Source organism: Mesorhizobium sp. M8A.F.Ca.ET.161.01.1.1 (genome assembly GCF_004792105.1).
Taxonomy (GTDB): Bacteria; Pseudomonadota; Alphaproteobacteria; order Rhizobiales; family Rhizobiaceae; genus Mesorhizobium.
The window spans coordinates 402,090-416,321 of record NZ_SRTD01000004.1 but is presented as its reverse complement, the minus strand read 5'-3'; the positions used below and the strand labels follow the sequence as shown (position 1 = coordinate 416,321).

At 62.8% G+C, this 14,232-nt stretch carries 15 protein-coding genes; 8 read left to right on the top strand and 7 right to left on the bottom strand.

What is annotated here, in order from left to right:
- Window positions 1-5: 5 nt before the first annotated feature.
- The 4 genes from EN804_RS13605 to EN804_RS13590 all read right to left on the bottom strand — a co-directional run bounded on the left by EN804_RS13605 (window position 6) and on the right by EN804_RS13590 (window position 4,727).
- Window positions 6-941 carry a helix-turn-helix domain-containing GNAT family N-acetyltransferase gene (locus tag EN804_RS13605; protein ID WP_127869705.1) on the bottom strand — a complete coding sequence of 312 codons (936 nt, stop codon included), beginning with the start codon at window positions 939-941 and terminating at the stop codon, window positions 6-8.
- Between the two features lie 170 nt (window positions 942-1,111).
- Complete coding sequence (locus EN804_RS13600; RefSeq protein WP_135919756.1) at window positions 1,112-2,257, bottom strand: DSD1 family PLP-dependent enzyme; 1,146 nt, start codon at window positions 2,255-2,257, stop codon at window positions 1,112-1,114.
- Entirely contained in the window at window positions 2,254-3,534 is a 1,281-nt protein-coding gene (locus EN804_RS13595; protein ID WP_135919754.1) for a D-arabinono-1,4-lactone oxidase, read from the bottom strand. The genes EN804_RS13600 and EN804_RS13595 overlap by 4 nt, the downstream gene beginning before the upstream one ends.
- Before the next feature lie 5 nt (window positions 3,535-3,539).
- On the bottom strand, window positions 3,540-4,727 hold the full coding sequence (locus EN804_RS13590; RefSeq protein WP_135919752.1) for an MFS transporter: 1,188 nt from the start codon (window positions 4,725-4,727) through the stop codon (window positions 3,540-3,542).
- A 124-nt stretch (window positions 4,728-4,851) separates the two neighbouring features.
- Here EN804_RS13590 and EN804_RS13585 point away from each other — a divergent pair, with 124 nt between their 5' ends.
- Complete coding sequence (locus EN804_RS13585; RefSeq protein ID WP_135919750.1) at window positions 4,852-5,478, top strand: TetR/AcrR family transcriptional regulator; 627 nt, start codon at window positions 4,852-4,854, stop codon at window positions 5,476-5,478.
- A 68-nt stretch (window positions 5,479-5,546) separates the two neighbouring features.
- Here EN804_RS13585 and EN804_RS13580 read toward each other — a convergent pair whose 3' ends face one another.
- Window positions 5,547-6,314, bottom strand: coding sequence for a hypothetical protein (locus EN804_RS13580; RefSeq protein WP_245512025.1), 768 nt, complete (start codon window positions 6,312-6,314; stop codon window positions 5,547-5,549).
- On the opposite strand from EN804_RS13580, the gene EN804_RS13575 reads away from it, so the two are divergent.
- The 4 genes from EN804_RS13575 to groL all read left to right on the top strand — a co-directional run bounded on the left by EN804_RS13575 (window position 6,273) and on the right by groL (window position 10,702).
- Window positions 6,273-7,265, top strand: a complete 993-nt coding sequence (locus EN804_RS13575) for a class I SAM-dependent methyltransferase (protein ID WP_246693427.1) — start codon at window positions 6,273-6,275, stop codon at window positions 7,263-7,265. The genes EN804_RS13580 and EN804_RS13575 overlap by 42 nt on opposite strands.
- 241 nt (window positions 7,266-7,506) lie before the next feature.
- The gene (locus tag EN804_RS13570) at window positions 7,507-8,430 is read left to right on the top strand and encodes a hypothetical protein (protein WP_135897763.1); all 924 of its coding nucleotides are present in this window, start codon (window positions 7,507-7,509) and stop codon (window positions 8,428-8,430) included.
- 255 nt (window positions 8,431-8,685) lie between these two features.
- Window positions 8,686-8,982 carry a co-chaperone GroES gene (groES, locus tag EN804_RS13565; protein WP_006203049.1) on the top strand — a complete coding sequence of 99 codons (297 nt, stop codon included), beginning with the start codon at window positions 8,686-8,688 and terminating at the stop codon, window positions 8,980-8,982.
- A gap of 64 nt (window positions 8,983-9,046) precedes the next feature.
- The gene (groL, locus tag EN804_RS13560) at window positions 9,047-10,702 is read left to right on the top strand and encodes a chaperonin GroEL (protein ID WP_135915382.1); all 1,656 of its coding nucleotides are present in this window, start codon (window positions 9,047-9,049) and stop codon (window positions 10,700-10,702) included.
- A gap of 245 nt (window positions 10,703-10,947) precedes the next feature.
- On the opposite strand, the gene EN804_RS13555 is transcribed toward groL, so the two are convergent.
- Window positions 10,948-11,556: a TetR/AcrR family transcriptional regulator gene (locus EN804_RS13555; RefSeq protein WP_135915381.1), complete on the bottom strand. Its 609-nt coding sequence runs from the start codon at window positions 11,554-11,556 to the stop codon at window positions 10,948-10,950.
- A 98-nt stretch (window positions 11,557-11,654) separates the two neighbouring features.
- On the opposite strand from EN804_RS13555, the gene EN804_RS13550 reads away from it, so the two are divergent.
- From EN804_RS13550 to EN804_RS13540, 3 genes are read left to right on the top strand one after another with little or no spacing between them, the layout of a single operon-like run.
- Entirely contained in the window at window positions 11,655-12,668 is a 1,014-nt protein-coding gene (locus tag EN804_RS13550) for an NAD(P)-dependent alcohol dehydrogenase (RefSeq protein WP_135919746.1), read from the top strand.
- Window positions 12,669-12,701: 33 nt separating this feature from the next.
- Window positions 12,702-13,136, top strand: a complete 435-nt coding sequence (locus EN804_RS13545) for an OsmC family protein (protein ID WP_135915379.1) — start codon at window positions 12,702-12,704, stop codon at window positions 13,134-13,136.
- A gap of 20 nt (window positions 13,137-13,156) precedes the next feature.
- Window positions 13,157-13,543 (top strand): nuclear transport factor 2 family protein, encoded by a 387-nt coding sequence (locus EN804_RS13540; protein ID WP_135883580.1) that lies wholly within the window; start codon window positions 13,157-13,159, stop codon window positions 13,541-13,543.
- Between the two features lie 9 nt (window positions 13,544-13,552).
- Here EN804_RS13540 and EN804_RS13535 read toward each other — a convergent pair whose 3' ends face one another.
- Window positions 13,553-14,164 (bottom strand): LysE family translocator, encoded by a 612-nt coding sequence (locus EN804_RS13535; protein ID WP_135863877.1) that lies wholly within the window; start codon window positions 14,162-14,164, stop codon window positions 13,553-13,555.
- Window positions 14,165-14,232 lie beyond the last annotated feature (68 nt).

Genomic DNA, 14,232 nt, shown 5'->3' with positions numbered 1-14,232 from the left:
CGCCGCTACAGCTCCAGATCCCAGTTCTGGCCAACCAGATCCTTGCCGAAGGAATGGTGAGGCTCTTCCTCGGTCAGCTTGAAACCGGCCGCCTGGTAGATGTGCCGGGCCGCGGTCAGAATGTCGTTGGTCCACAAAGTCAGCGTCTTGTACCCCCTGGCGCGGGCAAAGCCGATGCATTCCTCGACCAGCCGTTTGCCGATGCCGAGGCCCCGCGCCGACGGTTCGACATAGAGCAGCCGCAGCTTGGCCACCTGATCCGACTTGCGCACGACGAAGACCGAGCCGACGACCTCGCCTTCCCGCTCGGCGATCCAGCCGCGCTCCCATTTCGGATCGAATTTCTTTACGAACTCGCCGAGGATCTCAGCGACCAGCGCCTCATAGGTTTCGTCCCAGCCATAGTCCTGCGCGTAGAGCATGCCCTGGCGGCGCGTGACCCAGCCGATGTCGCCAACCTCTAGCGGCCGCAGGATGTAAGGCACCTTGGGTTCCGGTCTGTCGCCGAGCAGGTCCTGAACGATGCGCATGGCCTTGACCAGCCGATCCTGGTCGACGGGCGCCAGTCGATCGAGCAGCGCTCGCACCTGGTCGTGCGAATCCTGGTTGAGCGGCGCGAAGGCTTCCCTGCCCGCCGGCGTCAGCGCGATCGAGGCGCGGCGCGCGTCCGCTTCGGTGGCTTCGCGCTCGACCAGACCGCGCTCTTCGAATTTTTTGAGCAAACGGCTGACATAGCCGGGGTCGAGGCCGAGATCGCGCACCAGGTCGCTGGCGACGAGCCCGTCGCGATGGGCAAGCTCATAGAGCACCCGCGCCTCGGTAAGCGAAAAGGTGCTTTTCAGCCAGCCTTCGTCGAGCACACCGATCTGGCGGGTGTAGAAGCGGTTGAAGGCGCGCACTGCGTCGATGCGTTCCTTGCCGGGGTGGTCGTGGATCGTCATGGCACTCCTCCTGTCGTGGACAGGATCAATCATTTAGTTGACTTAGTCAATAAAGTCATTGCAACGAGGCGCTTCACAACTTCGTCATTCTAGCAGAAGGAGCGAAGCGGAGCGCAGCCCCTAGAATCACGACATCGCAAATGCAGGCGCCAATGGCGAACGCCGAAACGTCACCCCATCGGCAGCACCGGCCAGCGGTCGACGATCCTGCCACGGGAAAGCACCGCGATCGGTCCGAGCTGCTGCAGCACGGCTTCGCTCTGCGTGGGCCGCAGGAGCGCATGGTCGCCGGGCCTGACAACGGCCTCGGCGGGCAGGCCCATGAATTGCTGGTTGGAGGACAGGCCAAGCAGGCCGTTCGTCGTCATGCCTTCGGGAAACACCGGTTCGGCCATCCATTTGCCGCCATAGAGATAACAACCCTTGCGCGGAAACCGGCCGAGCGCCTGGAGCAGACGCGAAACCGCCGGCGGGCCGGGCAGCATCGGCTCGACCACTTTCAGGATCGGCGTCGCAATGAAGGCCGCCGGCTGAAAGCCACCGAGGCCCGGCGTGTCGAAATCGCCGGGCAGCACGAAGGCCGAGCCCATCGACACTTCATTGGCAGCGCCGCCATGATGAAGCAGCGCTGTCTTGCTGCCGCCAATGTTCAAGATATGGCGCTGGTCCATGCCGAGGCGCGCCACGAAAGCGGCGGCTCGTTCCGAGGCTTGCGCCAATGCCCTCGCCGGCCCGCCGAACAGGCCGGGTATATGCGGCGCATGCGCTTCATAGGCCATGACGCCTTCGCAGCGCAGCCGTTTGTGGGCCGGCAGCGCCTTCAACGCCTGCGAGAGGGCTTCCGGTTCGGCGAAGCCGCCGCGATGCAGTCCGACATCGATTTCGAAAGCAATCCGCAGCTCGACGCCGAGTTCGTCGGCGAGCGCGCCATATTCCGCCTGCCTCTGCTGTGTATCGATCAGCCAGCATACCCTCGACCCGGCTGCGTTCCCCTTGGAAAGCGCCGCCCTTGCCGCGCCGACCGGCATCGGCTTGCCGTAGAGGAGGTCCGCATCCGGAAACGCGCTCAGCACCGCCTCGCTGATCGGCGGGTGGAAGGTCATGAAGCGGTGGGTACCAAGCGCCTTGCCGATATGGGCAAGCAACGGCAGGCAAGCGAGCGACTTGTCGACCAGCCGCACGGCGAGGCGGGGATCGAGCCTTTGCTTCACCAGGGCGATGTTGCTGTCCAGCCGGTCGCGGTCGAGCAGCAGGCAGGGTTGGAAGATGCCCGCCTGCTTCAGCGCATCCGAAAGCGAGGCGAAATAGGCTTTCATTGGTCGATGCCGAAGAGATCGGCGATATAGGGCGAGACGAAACGGTTGTGCGGGTCGATGTCGCGGCGCACCGCAATCGCATCGTCCCAACGCGGATAGAGCTTTTTCAGGTCGGCCGCTTTCAGGCTGTGCATCTTGCCCCAGTGCGGCCTGCCGCCATATCTGCGGAAGATCGGCTCGGCCGCGCGCATGAATGGCAACGGATCGTTCGCCGCGTCGTGGTGGATGGCGATGGAACAGGTGAGCCTCTTGTGGAAGGGCGAGAGCCAGAATTCGTCCGATGCCACCGACCGCACCTCCATCGGGAAATAGACTTCCGGAAAATGCTTCTCGGTCAGTTCGATGATCTCGGCCAGCGCCTTCGGCCCCTCCTCGAAGGGAAGATGATATTCCATTTCGTTGAACCTGGTCTGCCGGTCGCTGGCATAGACGTTGAGCCAGTCCTGCACATAATCCTCGGCCGGCACCTTGGCGACCGCGCCCAGGATCAGCCGGCGGCGCAGCGACGGCAGCCAGGCAAGCCCGGTGCGCAAGCGGCGCAGCGTGCGCAACGAGCCCTCATCATCGTCGGTCGGGCGCGTCGTCGTGGCCTCGGCGCTGAAGTCGCTGGCGATGAACTGCGCGTAACCGGAAAATGGAATGTAGTAGAATTCGGCCGAGCGATGCGCGGCCATCATCGTTTCGAAATCGCGCAGCATGTCGCCGATCGGCAGCACCCATTTGCGGCGGCGCAGCCGGTAGGTCGCGATGTTGTTCAGCGTCACTTCGCTCAAGACGCCGAAGGCACCGAGCGTGACGCCGATGGCATGGATCGTCTCCTGATCCCCTTCCCGCTTGAACTCGCGGACTTTGCCAAGCCCATCGACGATCTGCACCGTTTCCAGCTGCGTGTGATAGGCACCGAGCGTCGGCCCCGAGCCGTGAGTAGCCGTGCCCAGCGCGCCGCCTATCGCCTGGCGGTCGATGTCGCCCATGTTGGGCAGGCCCTGGCCGATGCCTTGCAGGATGTGCATGAGCGGACCAAGCCGCGTCCCTGTCCGCACGCGCGCCTGATGTTTTTTCGCGTCATGCGAGACCAGCCCTTCCAGCTTCTCCAGCGACAGGATGGTGCCTTGCGACTTCACCAGCGGCGTGAAGGAGTGACCGGCGCCGACGACGCGGACCGGACCGGGCGCGGTGCGAATGAGATCGCCGAGCTCGCCAGCATCGGCCGGGCTGGCAAGCAGCCGCGGCTCGGCGGTGACGAAGCCCGACCAGTTGCTCCAGCTGCTCGACATGCCGCTCACGCAATAGCCCGGCGACGCCGCGCCACGAGGACAAACAGGCCGAGCAGCACTACGCTGGCGACGGCGCTCGCGGCGGCGAATGCCGGAACCGGGCGAAAATCCTTGCCGTCGATGAGCAGCGACGCCGCGACCGGCCCGATCGCCAGGCCGAAAAGCTGGGCGGCCGGTACCAGCAGCACGGCGGTGCGCGTCTCGTCGGCGGTGATCGCCAGCCGGATCTGGTAGGGCACGATGAACAGCAGGATGAAACCCATGACCAGGGCGGCGACCCAGAATGTCGTAAGGCTAGGTCCGCTGGCAAGCACGAGGGAGGCGGCAAGCGCGACGATGCCGATCGCCGCGATGGCAAGGCGATAGTCGATGCGCGCCTCGAACACGGTCGCCGTCATCGCGCCCAGCACCTGCGCCGCGAGGCTGGCCGAGACGATCAGCCCGACGGTGCGGCCATCGATGCCGAATTGGGCGCCGAGAGGTTCCAAAAACGCCCAGACCGCGCCGAAGAACATGAAGTAGCAGAAGACCGACAACAGCGCGGTGATCGAGGGACCCGTCAGCACATTGGCGAGGTTCTCGTCCTTCGGCAGGTCGGCATAGTCGGCGGGGACCGCGAAGGCGATTACCAACGACACGACACAGACGACCGCGAGAACGAGGAAGCCGCCCGCCGATCCGGCGGCGGGGATGACATAGAGCGCCAGCAGCAAGGCAAGAGCGCATTGCGCCAGCGTCTGCATGGTGACGAAGAAACCGCCGATGCGTTCGGCGCGCCGCGAACGGGCGATCAGTTCGGTGGCGACCGCGACAAGGCCACCTTCGGCAAGGCCGGCCAGAGCGCGCGCCGCCATCAGCGTGTTGGCGCCGGCGGCATAGGCCGTCCAGACATTGGCCAACGCCAGGAGCAGCAGGAGGGCCGCGCTTTTCCAGCGCATATTGCGGGCGGAGAGCAGCATCGCGACGATCGCCGAGCCGATCGCGATAGCGATCATCTCGGCGGTGGCGACCAGTGCCAGCTCGTCGCCGCTGACATGGCCCTCGGTATAGAGCGCGCCGAGCAGGACGGGCTGCAGACCTAAAATGAGCAGGCCGACCGACCCGATCCACAAGGCCGAGGCAAGCTGGCCGCCGGTCGGATTGCCGACCAGCCAGTCACCATCGCCCTGAAGACCGGTGCTTGTCGAAGTCAAAGGCGCCTCCCAACGTCCTTGCCGCGCGGCAGAAAAGCTGACAATCTGTCAGCATTTAAGAAACTGATACTTGATCATATTTTTTGTCAACCGCAATTCGGGAACCCGTGCGAAAGATCGGTGCATGACGGAAGCAACACGAACGGCCACCGAGCCCAGGCGCAGACCCAAGCAGGAGCGCAGCCGCGAACGCATCGACGCCATCCTGTCGACCACCATGCGGCTGATCGGCGAAAAGGGCATCGACGCCGTCACCATGAAGGAGGTCGGCATGCTGGCGGGCGGGCCGATCGCCACCGTCTACCACTACTTTCCCAACAAGTCGGCGATCCTGGCGATGCTCTATGAGCGGTTCTCGGAGGTCAGCCGGGCGCGCTTCGGCGCGATCATCGCCGAAATCCAGGGGCTGGGCGACGTGACCGGCGCCGCGGACCGCCTGCTCAACGACTACTACAGCCGTGTCGCGGCTGACCCGGCCATTCAGGACCTGCAGAATGCCATCCAGGCCGATAAGGCGCTGCAACATCTCGACATCGCCGAGACGAGACATCAGTCGAAGATATTCTGCGACCATGTCGGTCCGATGCTTCAGGCGGAGCAGCGCGAGGCATTCGCACGCCTGGTCTTTCTCATCTTCCAGCTTGCCGGCGGCGTCGTGCGCCTGGCCCTGACGCAAGATGAGGAAGAAGGCCGGCGCACGATCGAGGATTACCGGTCGATCATCCACACCCAGTTGCGGGTGTTCTTGTAAGCCTGATGATCGTCGTGAAGCCACGCCGAATAAGAGGGTGACTGCCGACATGAATGTCAGGACGCCGGTTATGTAAACTCGCGGATGAGGCCTTCGAAGCCGTCGGCAAGATTGGCATTGCCGGCGGCGAGAAAGGCAGAAAGATTGCGGGCGCCGCCGGGTGTCTTGTTGGCGTCAAGCAGCACCGCCCTGCCCTCGTGCATGACAAAGTCGAACTTGCCATAGTCAAAGCCAAGTTCGCGCCTCAGCGCGCGCAGCTCCTCGGGAACCGGAACCGGCTCACGACGGATCGTGTCGTCGCCTTTGACCAGGCTTTGTGGCGAAACATGGCGGGTGCAGCGCTCGCGCTCCCCGCAAAATGTCCAGAAGCGGGCGCCAAAGCCGTCCGGTTCCGGCTCGGGAATGAACTTTTCGACGACGAGATCCCTTCGGTCGAACACCGCAGGCGCAACATCCGAAAGGGACGTACAGACGTGGTAGCCCTCGATAAGCTCGACGCCGGGAAATGGCTCCGGCTTTCCGGCACGTCGCGATCGCCGGTTAAGCGACTGCTCACGCATTCCCAGATTGTTGAGATTGCTCTTGACGATGACCGGCCCTGGCCAGTCGTCATCCCTGCCGATCACGGCGCCGCTGACACGGCGCTTGGAGATGTCGGCTGCCCCAACGTTCAGGCAGAAGGGAAAAGCGCGCGCGTATTCGACATATTCGGGTGGCGTCACGGTCGCATCGACATGCAGCACCGCTATATCGGCCTCCGGCTTCGCCGACGTTCCTGAGAGTATGCGGACGGAATGGCCGCGCCGTTTCAGTTCTTCCAGCAAATCAAAGAGCATGTAGGGACTGTCGCGGCGCAACAGCGGGCCGCGCCGGCGTTCGAACCTGTCGAACTCATGTGTAATAACCGCGATGCGTGTCATGCGCCCCCCGCACTTGGTTTCATTAGCGTCCTCGATTATGCATTTGAATACAATGCCGGCTTGGGGCCAGGGATGACTGATCATTGGAATGCCATTCGAGGGCACTGGAAGTTGCTCGGACCGCCGCTGCGGCCTCCCGCCGAAGCGGTGGAAACCTACCATCGCGAGCTCGACCTTTCGGAGGCGCATGTCGTTCTGCTCGGTGTGACTCCGGAGCTCGCCGCGCTCGGCGCGACCATGATGGCCGTCGACGAATCCTCCGACATGATCGCTGGAATCTGGCCAGGCGACACTGCGTCGCGAAAGGCTGTCAAAGGCGACTGGCTCGACCTGCCGGTTTCCGATGCAAGCGTCGATGCGGTGATCGGCGACGGCTGCCTGTCGGTGCTCGGGCTTTCAACCGCGCGCCGAGCGCTGTTCGCGGCAATCGCCCGCGTGCTGCGCCCTGATGGCCGCGCGGGCCTGCGTCTCTTCGCCGGTCCCGAGACACCGGACGATCCGGCAGCGGTGCAGGCGCTTGCGCTTTCTGGCGGTGTCTCCACTTTCCACGAGCTCAAATGGCGCGTCGCCATGACCGCGACAGGCCGCGCTACCGACCATGCGATTCCAGTCAGGACGATCGCGGAAAGGTTCGATGCACTCTTCCCTGACCGCCAGGAACTTTCCGCGCGGACGGGCTGGGACCTGCCTGTCATCGCCACCATCGACGTTTACCGGAACTCCACGGCCATCTACAGTTTTGCACCACCAGCGCAGCTCGTGGCCGAGGCGGAAGCATTCTTCAACGACGTCCGCATTGCTCCAACCGGCGGCTACGGGCTCGCCGAGAGATGCCCGCTTCTGGTGCTGCGGTCGCCGAAAGTTTGAGTCTACAGCAGCGTGCACTGAAAGAGACGGAAATTGCAAAACGCCATGCAATACTCCATGTTCGGCCCCGATGAAATCTATCGATTAGAAACACGGTAAGGAAATGAAGATATCTGGGGCGGTGCTGTCGACCCTATTTTGCGCACTCATTTATTCGCCCGCTTCATCTGAAGCTGACGACGGCCCAACGGCTATTCCATTGACGAAACTAGAGTACCCCGGAAATCCACAGAACATTCACATGCTTTATGTGAATATTATTTCCCTAGGAAATCGGAAAATCGATCAGCCGATTTTGTTGGATACAGGGTCTAGTGGTATGACAATCGAGTGTCTATCGGCGCTCCCCGCCGAACTCTGTTCCGAGGACGGCATTAAGATTACAGAAAGTCGGGAGTTCGATGGGATACTTGTCACCACCAAGAAGGTAGTCATGCATTATGGCACCTACGATGAGTATGGAAATGTGGCTTCAGCGCGCGTGACTTTTGGTTCGCCGGTCTCATCGGCTTCCACGGACAGGCGGGTCTCGTTCCTCATTCGCTACAAGCAAGTCAGACGTGACACAGGTGAAATTGTCGGCGGTCCGCTCTGGCCAAAAGGCATTTTTGGCATCTCGCCCATTGGAGGCGATGGGCCAAATCAGATGATCAGGTCGCCGATGGCCGCTGTAAGCGTAGGGACAGTCCTGCACAGAGGTTATTACCTCTCCCCGATCGGCAGCACGTGGAAGCCATGCACAAACGAGCAGGGCAATTGCCCTGAGGTTCGAGCCTTGCACATCGGCGTTCCGGATGACGTAAAGAAGACTTTCAAGATGCAGAAATGGAAACAGGCCAACCCGCGCTACAATTTCCCAACCTTTGAATCCTGCCTCTCATGGAACTCCAAACCCAATTGTCGGCCAACGCTATACGACACAGGGAACTCAACCATTATGGTCCCGACCGACACGTCCAAACCGTATAGGTCATTAGACGCCGGCACGAAGGTTGCGGTGAAAACCGAAGGTCAGGACGATTGGAATTTTACAACCACCTACAAGCCCGAAGTGGAGATTGTACCGGGTCTTGAACATAACATCGTCGGGATACGGTTTTTCGAAAGGAACAGCCTCCTGGTGGATCTAGAAACCCAGGAGATCGGCCTACGCCTTGGGCATTGAACAATCGATGCCCAGCGCTTCCATCGAACTGACCACCATTCTGCCAGATCGCGGCCGATAACCGCCGCATTCGTCGCGACGATGCGGCAAGAGCAAAATTTCGCGCTGACGCCCCTTGCCGCGCGCCTTGACTCTCGAGGGCCACACGCCTATTTCAGCGCCACGTTAGCACTCGCCCTTGGTGAGTGCTAACCACATGTCCGGCTTCGCCGGATGGAGGAACTGTTTCTCACTGTTCTCATCGAGGAAGAAAAAATGGCAAAGTCGAAGTTCCGCCCGCTTCATGACCGCGTGGTCGTTCGCCGGGTCGAATCCGAATCCAAGACCGCCGGCGGGATCATCATCCCGGATACGGCGAAGGAAAAGCCGCAGGAAGGCGAAATCATCGCCGTCGGCTCCGGCGCCCGCGACGAAGCTGGCAAGTTGGTCCCCCTGGACGTCAAGGCCGGCGACCGCATCCTGTTCGGCAAGTGGTCGGGCACCGAAGTCAAGCTCAATGGCGAAGACCTTCTGATCATGAAGGAATCCGACATCATGGGCATCATCGGCTGATTATCGGCCTCACCCTCAACTTGAATTTTCGGGCTCTTTCCGAGCCCCTGCCAGGAGCTAAAACATGGCTGCCAAAGACGTAAAATTCTCCCGCGACGCCCGCGAGCGCATGCTGCGCGGCGTCAACATCCTTGCCGACGCGGTGAAGGTCACGCTCGGCCCCAAGGGCCGCAACGTCGTCATCGACAAGTCGTTCGGCGCCCCGCGCATCACCAAGGACGGCGTCACCGTCGCCAAGGAAATCGAGCTTGAAGACAAGTTCGAGAACATGGGCGCGCAGATGGTCCGCGAAGTTGCTTCGAAGACCAACGACATCGCCGGCGACGGCACCACCACCGCGACCGTTCTGGCGCAGTCGATCGTCCAGGAAGGCCACAAGTCGGTTGCCGCCGGCATGAACCCGATGGACCTGAAGCGCGGCATCGATCTCGCCGTCACCGAAGTGGTCGCCGCTCTCGGCAAGGCCGCCAAGAAGATCAAGACCTCCGAGGAAGTCGCCCAGGTCGGCACGATCTCGGCCAATGGCGACGAGTCGGTCGGCAAGATGATCGCGGAAGCGATGCAGAAGGTCGGCAACGAAGGCGTCATCACGGTCGAGGAAGCCAAGACCGCCGAGACCGAACTGGAAGTCGTCGAAGGCATGCAGTTCGACCGCGGCTACCTCTCGCCCTACTTCGTCACCAACGCCGACAAGATGGTCGCCGAGCTCGAGGACGTCTACATCCTCCTGCACGAGAAGAAGCTCTCCAACCTGCAGGCCATGCTGCCGGTCCTCGAAGCCGTTGTGCAGACTTCGAAGCCGCTGCTCATCATCTCGGAAGACGTCGAGGGCGAGGCCTTGGCCACGCTGGTCGTCAACAAGCTGCGTGGTGGCCTGAAGATCGCCGCCGTCAAGGCGCCGGGCTTCGGTGATCGCCGCAAGGCCATGCTGGAAGACATCGCCATCCTCACCGGTGGCCAGGTCATCTCGGAAGACCTCGGCATCAAGCTCGAGAACGTCGGCCTCAACATGCTCGGCCGCGCCAAGAAGGTGTCGATCTCCAAGGAGAACACCACCATCGTCGACGGCGCCGGTAAGAAGGCCGAGATCCAGGGCCGCGTCGCCCAGATCAAGCAGCAGATCGAAGAGACCACCTCGGACTACGACAAGGAGAAGCTGCAGGAACGTCTGGCGAAGCTCGCCGGCGGCGTTGCCGTGATCCGCGTCGGCGGTGCGACGGAAGTCGAAGTCAAGGAAAAGAAGGACCGCGTCGATGACGCCCTCAACGCGACCCGCGCGGCCGTGGAAGAAGGCATCGTTGCTGGCGGTGGCGTTGCCCTGCTGCGCGCTTCGGCCAACATCAAGTCGGCCGGCGCCAACGCCGATCAGGCCGCTGGCATCAACATCGTGCGTCGTGCGCTGCAGGCTCCGGCCCGTCAGATCGCGTCGAACGCTGGTGCGGAAGCTTCGATCGTTGCCGGCAAGATCCTCGAGAACAAGGGCGCGACCTTCGGCTACAACGCCCAGACCGGCGAATATGGCGACATGATCACCATGGGTATCGTCGATCCGGTCAAGGTCGTGCGCACGGCTCTCCAGGACGCGGCCTCGGTCGCCGGCCTGCTCGTCACCACCGAAGCCATGATCGCCGAAGCTCCGAAGAAGGACTCGGCTGGCGGCGGCATGCCTGGCGGCATGGGCGGCGGCGGCATGGGCGGCATGGGCGGCATGGACTTCTAAGAAGTCCATAAAGCACGCCCATGAATCCAAGTTGCTCAAGCCCGCTAGCGGGCTTGAGTGGCGGCATGGACTTCTAAGAAGTCCATAAAGCACGCCCATGAATCCAAGTTGCTCAAGCCCGCTAGCGGGCTTGAGTGGCGGCATGGACTTCAATCCAGCCAACTTGGCTTTATGCATACGGAAAGGGCGGCAGAAATGCCGCCCTTTTTCGTTTTGGCAGTTAACTCGGCCGGCACCTGCCTTTCTTAAGCAGCGCTCTCGGCCTGCTGCGCCACCTTGCCGGCGAGCACGGCCTGCTCGATGAGTGCAGCCACCTCATCGGCCACGGCGTTGAGCGATGAACGATCGCGGGTGGCGCGGGCAATCACCATCAAGCCTTCCAGCGAAGACTCGACCAGCAGCGCCAGCGCCTGGGCACGACGCTCGACCACCCCTGCTCTGACGAACGCCTGCCGCAGCAGGCCGATCCACTGCTCGAAAGCGGAACGGCAGATCTCTTCGAGGTCGGGCACATCGTTCGGCGCATCGAGCACGACAGGCGCGATCGGACAGCCAAGCGAAAACTCGTTGTCCTCCAGCATGCGGGCGACAGACTGGTAAATGTGGTGGACAGCAACCGCCGGATCGCTTTCCGCTGTTAGTTGGGCGCCCAGCCGCTCGGTCACGTCGGCCACGCTGGCGCGAGTCACCTCGATAACCAGTTGGTCCTTGCCGCCCGGGAAATGGAAATAGAGCGAGCCGCGCGGTGCGCCGCTGGCAGTCAAAATATCGTTGAGCGAAGTGCCGTGATAGCCGCGCCGCCGCAAAAGCAGTGCCGTCGCCTCGATCATCCGCGTGCGTGTGTCCGTCGCCATGTCAACCTCTGTCAGGAGCGCGCATTATAGGGCTTGCCCCGAATATGACAATCGGTCTACATAATATGTAAATCGGTCTACATATTTGAGAGGCGACGATGCAAAACTATCGGCTGGAAGGACAGGACGGCGGCCTCGACAGGCTGGCGATGCGCGAGGAAGCGGTCCTCCAGCCGGGTCCGCGTCAGATCCTCGTGCGGGTACGTGCTACCTCGCTCAATCGCCGCGACACGATGATCCTCAACGGCACCTATCCGCTGACGCCGCGAGCCGGCATCGTGCCGCTGAGCGATGGCGCCGGCGAAGTGGTGGCCATCGGCGATGCCGTCACCCGCTTTGCCGTCGGCGAACGTGTAACCGGCAGCTATTTCGCCCGCTGGATCGACGGCCGCATCAACGCCGGGCTGATCGACCAGCTCGGCTGCACGCTGGACGGCATGCTCGGTGAATACGCCGTGCTCGACGAGCAATGGGCGGTGCGGCTGCCTGAGCATCTCGACTGGCATGAAGCCGCGACATTCACCTGCGCGGGGCTGACGGCCTGGAGCGCGCTGACGGGCGCGGACGCCCCAAAACCCGGGCAATGGGTGCTGGTTATCGGCTCGGGCGGCGTCGCGCTGTTTGCACTGCAGTTTGCCAAGCTGATGGGCTGCCGCGTGGCGGCCGTCACCTCCCGCGCCGAAAAGTCCGACAGGTTGCGCGCGCTCGGCGCCGATCTCGTCATCGCAACGGCCGAGGCGCCGGATTGGGGCATGAAGCTGCGCGAGGCGACGGGCGGCGTCGATTTGACTGTCGAGACCGGCGGGCCGGCGACTTTTATGCAATCGCTGATCGCAAGCTCCCTCTATGGACGCATCGTGCTGCTGACGGTCCAAGACCAGAAGGGCAGATCGGTCGAGATCCCAGCCGCCGTCTACCAGCGCAGTCTTGTCACCATCGGCCGCGTCTTCGTCGGCAGCCGCAGCGGCCTGGAGGCGATGCTTGCCGCCGTCGCGGCGCATCGCTTGAAGCCCGTCATCGACAAGGTCTTCCCGTTCGCCGAAGCGCGCGAGGCTTATCGGCATTTCATGCAGGGCGATGTGTTCGGCAAGGTCGTCATCGACGGCGCGTGAGCCCCCCATTCATCAACCAGAGGAGAGAAAGCAATGACAGTTCGCGGCGCATCGGCCGAATGGCACGGCACGCTCAAAGAGGGATCCGGCCGGCTCAGGCTGGGCAGTGGCGCCTTCGAGGGCGCCTACTCGTTCCCGTCCCGCTTCGAAAACGGTCCGGGCACCAATCCGGAGGAACTGATCGCGGCCGCCCATGCCGGCTGCTTTTCGATGGCGCTCACCGCCGTGCTTGGCCGTGAAGGTCATATCGCAAGCGATATCCACACGATCGCAAAGGTGCATCTGGGCGCCACCGCGGCCGGACCGACGATTACCCGCATCGAGCTTGAGACGGAGGCGAATGTCGCCGGGCTTGCCGCAGCCGACTTCGAGCGGCTCGCGCAGTCGGCCAAGGCTGGATGCCTCGTCTCGCGGGCTCTGGCCGGTGTCGCAGCGATCACGCTGAAGGCGAACCTCGTAACTCACTAAGGACGGAAGGAGAAAATCCAGTGACCCAGGAATTGATCATCGACATCGCCATGGCCAACCGCTCCGGCGAAACGGCTGAAATCATGCGGCGCTATAATGACGTCTTCCAGCGCCACGACCCCTCGGCGCTCGACGAATTGGTGGCGCAGGACTGCGTGATCGAGAACACCACGCCGGCGCCGGACGGCGCACGCCGCGCCGGCAAGGCGGCCTGCGTCGAGCTGTGGTCGGCGATCGCCACCGCGCCCGGCACGCGCTTCGACCTCGAGGAGACTTTCGTGGCGGGCGACCGCGCCACGATCCGCTGGCGCTATTTGATGGCCGACGGCAGTTCGCTGCGCGGCGTCAACCTGATGCGCGTCGCGGACGGGCGCATCATCGAGGCGATGGGTTACGTCAAGGGCTAGCCTAGTCGATCACCTGTCCGCCAGCGCCAGCTTGGCGCCGAGCATGACGAAGGCGCCGGCAAAAGTCCGGCGCATCCAGGTCAGCACCATCGGGCGCGACACGACATGGCTGCGGATCGAGGCCGCGAAGATGCCGTAGCCGACGAAGACCACGAAGGTCAAAAGCATGAAGACCGAGCTGAGCTCCAGCATCTTCGACAGTGCATTGGGCTCGGTGGTGCTGACGAATTGCGGCAGGAAGGCGAAGAAGAAGATCGACAGTTTCGGATTGAGCACGTTGACGAGGATGCCGGTGGCGATCACCTTGCCGGCCGAACGCGGCGCGACATTTTCCTCGACGCTCAGGCCGCCCTTCTCCTTCAGCGTGTTCCAGGCCATGTAGAGCAGGTAGGCGACGCCGAGATATTTCAGGGTTTCGAAGGCGACAGCACTGGTGTGCAGCAGCGCCGCAAGGCCGGTGATGGCGGCCGCCATATGCGGAATGATGCCGAGCGTGCAGCCGAAGGCGGCAATGATAGAGGCCCGGGCGCCGCGCGAAAGCCCGGCGCTCAGCGTGTAGAGAACGCCGGTGCCGGGCGAAGCCACGACGATCAGCGACGTCAACAGAAATTCGATGCTCACGATGATCTCCTCCGGCGCCCTGCCCTGACGCAACCTAGCCAGCAAGCCAGGCGTGCACAAGCGACAGT

What these genes read in the sequence shown, in the direction of transcription:
- EN804_RS13605 (WP_127869705.1), bottom strand. Translation starts at nt 941, where the DNA reads ATGACGATCCACGACCACCCCGGCAAGGAACGCATCGACGCAGTGCGC.
- EN804_RS13600 (WP_135919756.1), bottom strand. Translation starts at nt 2,257, where the DNA reads ATGAAAGCCTATTTCGCCTCGCTTTCGGATGCGCTGAAGCAGGCGGGC.
- EN804_RS13595 (WP_135919754.1), bottom strand. Translation starts at nt 3,534, where the DNA reads ATGTCGAGCAGCTGGAGCAACTGGTCGGGCTTCGTCACCGCCGAGCCG.
- EN804_RS13585 (WP_135919750.1), top strand. Translation starts at nt 4,852, where the DNA reads ATGACGGAAGCAACACGAACGGCCACCGAGCCCAGGCGCAGACCCAAG.
- EN804_RS13575 (WP_246693427.1), top strand. Translation starts at nt 6,273, where the DNA reads ATGGCCGCGCCGTTTCAGTTCTTCCAGCAAATCAAAGAGCATGTAGGG.
- EN804_RS13580 (WP_245512025.1), bottom strand. Translation starts at nt 6,314, where the DNA reads ATGCTCTTTGATTTGCTGGAAGAACTGAAACGGCGCGGCCATTCCGTC.
- EN804_RS13570 (WP_135897763.1), top strand. Translation starts at nt 7,507, where the DNA reads ATGCTTTATGTGAATATTATTTCCCTAGGAAATCGGAAAATCGATCAG.
- groES (WP_006203049.1), top strand. Translation starts at nt 8,686, where the DNA reads ATGGCAAAGTCGAAGTTCCGCCCGCTTCATGACCGCGTGGTCGTTCGC.
- groL (WP_135915382.1), top strand. Translation starts at nt 9,047, where the DNA reads ATGGCTGCCAAAGACGTAAAATTCTCCCGCGACGCCCGCGAGCGCATG.
- EN804_RS13555 (WP_135915381.1), bottom strand. Translation starts at nt 11,556, where the DNA reads ATGGCGACGGACACACGCACGCGGATGATCGAGGCGACGGCACTGCTT.
- EN804_RS13550 (WP_135919746.1), top strand. Translation starts at nt 11,655, where the DNA reads ATGCAAAACTATCGGCTGGAAGGACAGGACGGCGGCCTCGACAGGCTG.
- EN804_RS13545 (WP_135915379.1), top strand. Translation starts at nt 12,702, where the DNA reads ATGACAGTTCGCGGCGCATCGGCCGAATGGCACGGCACGCTCAAAGAG.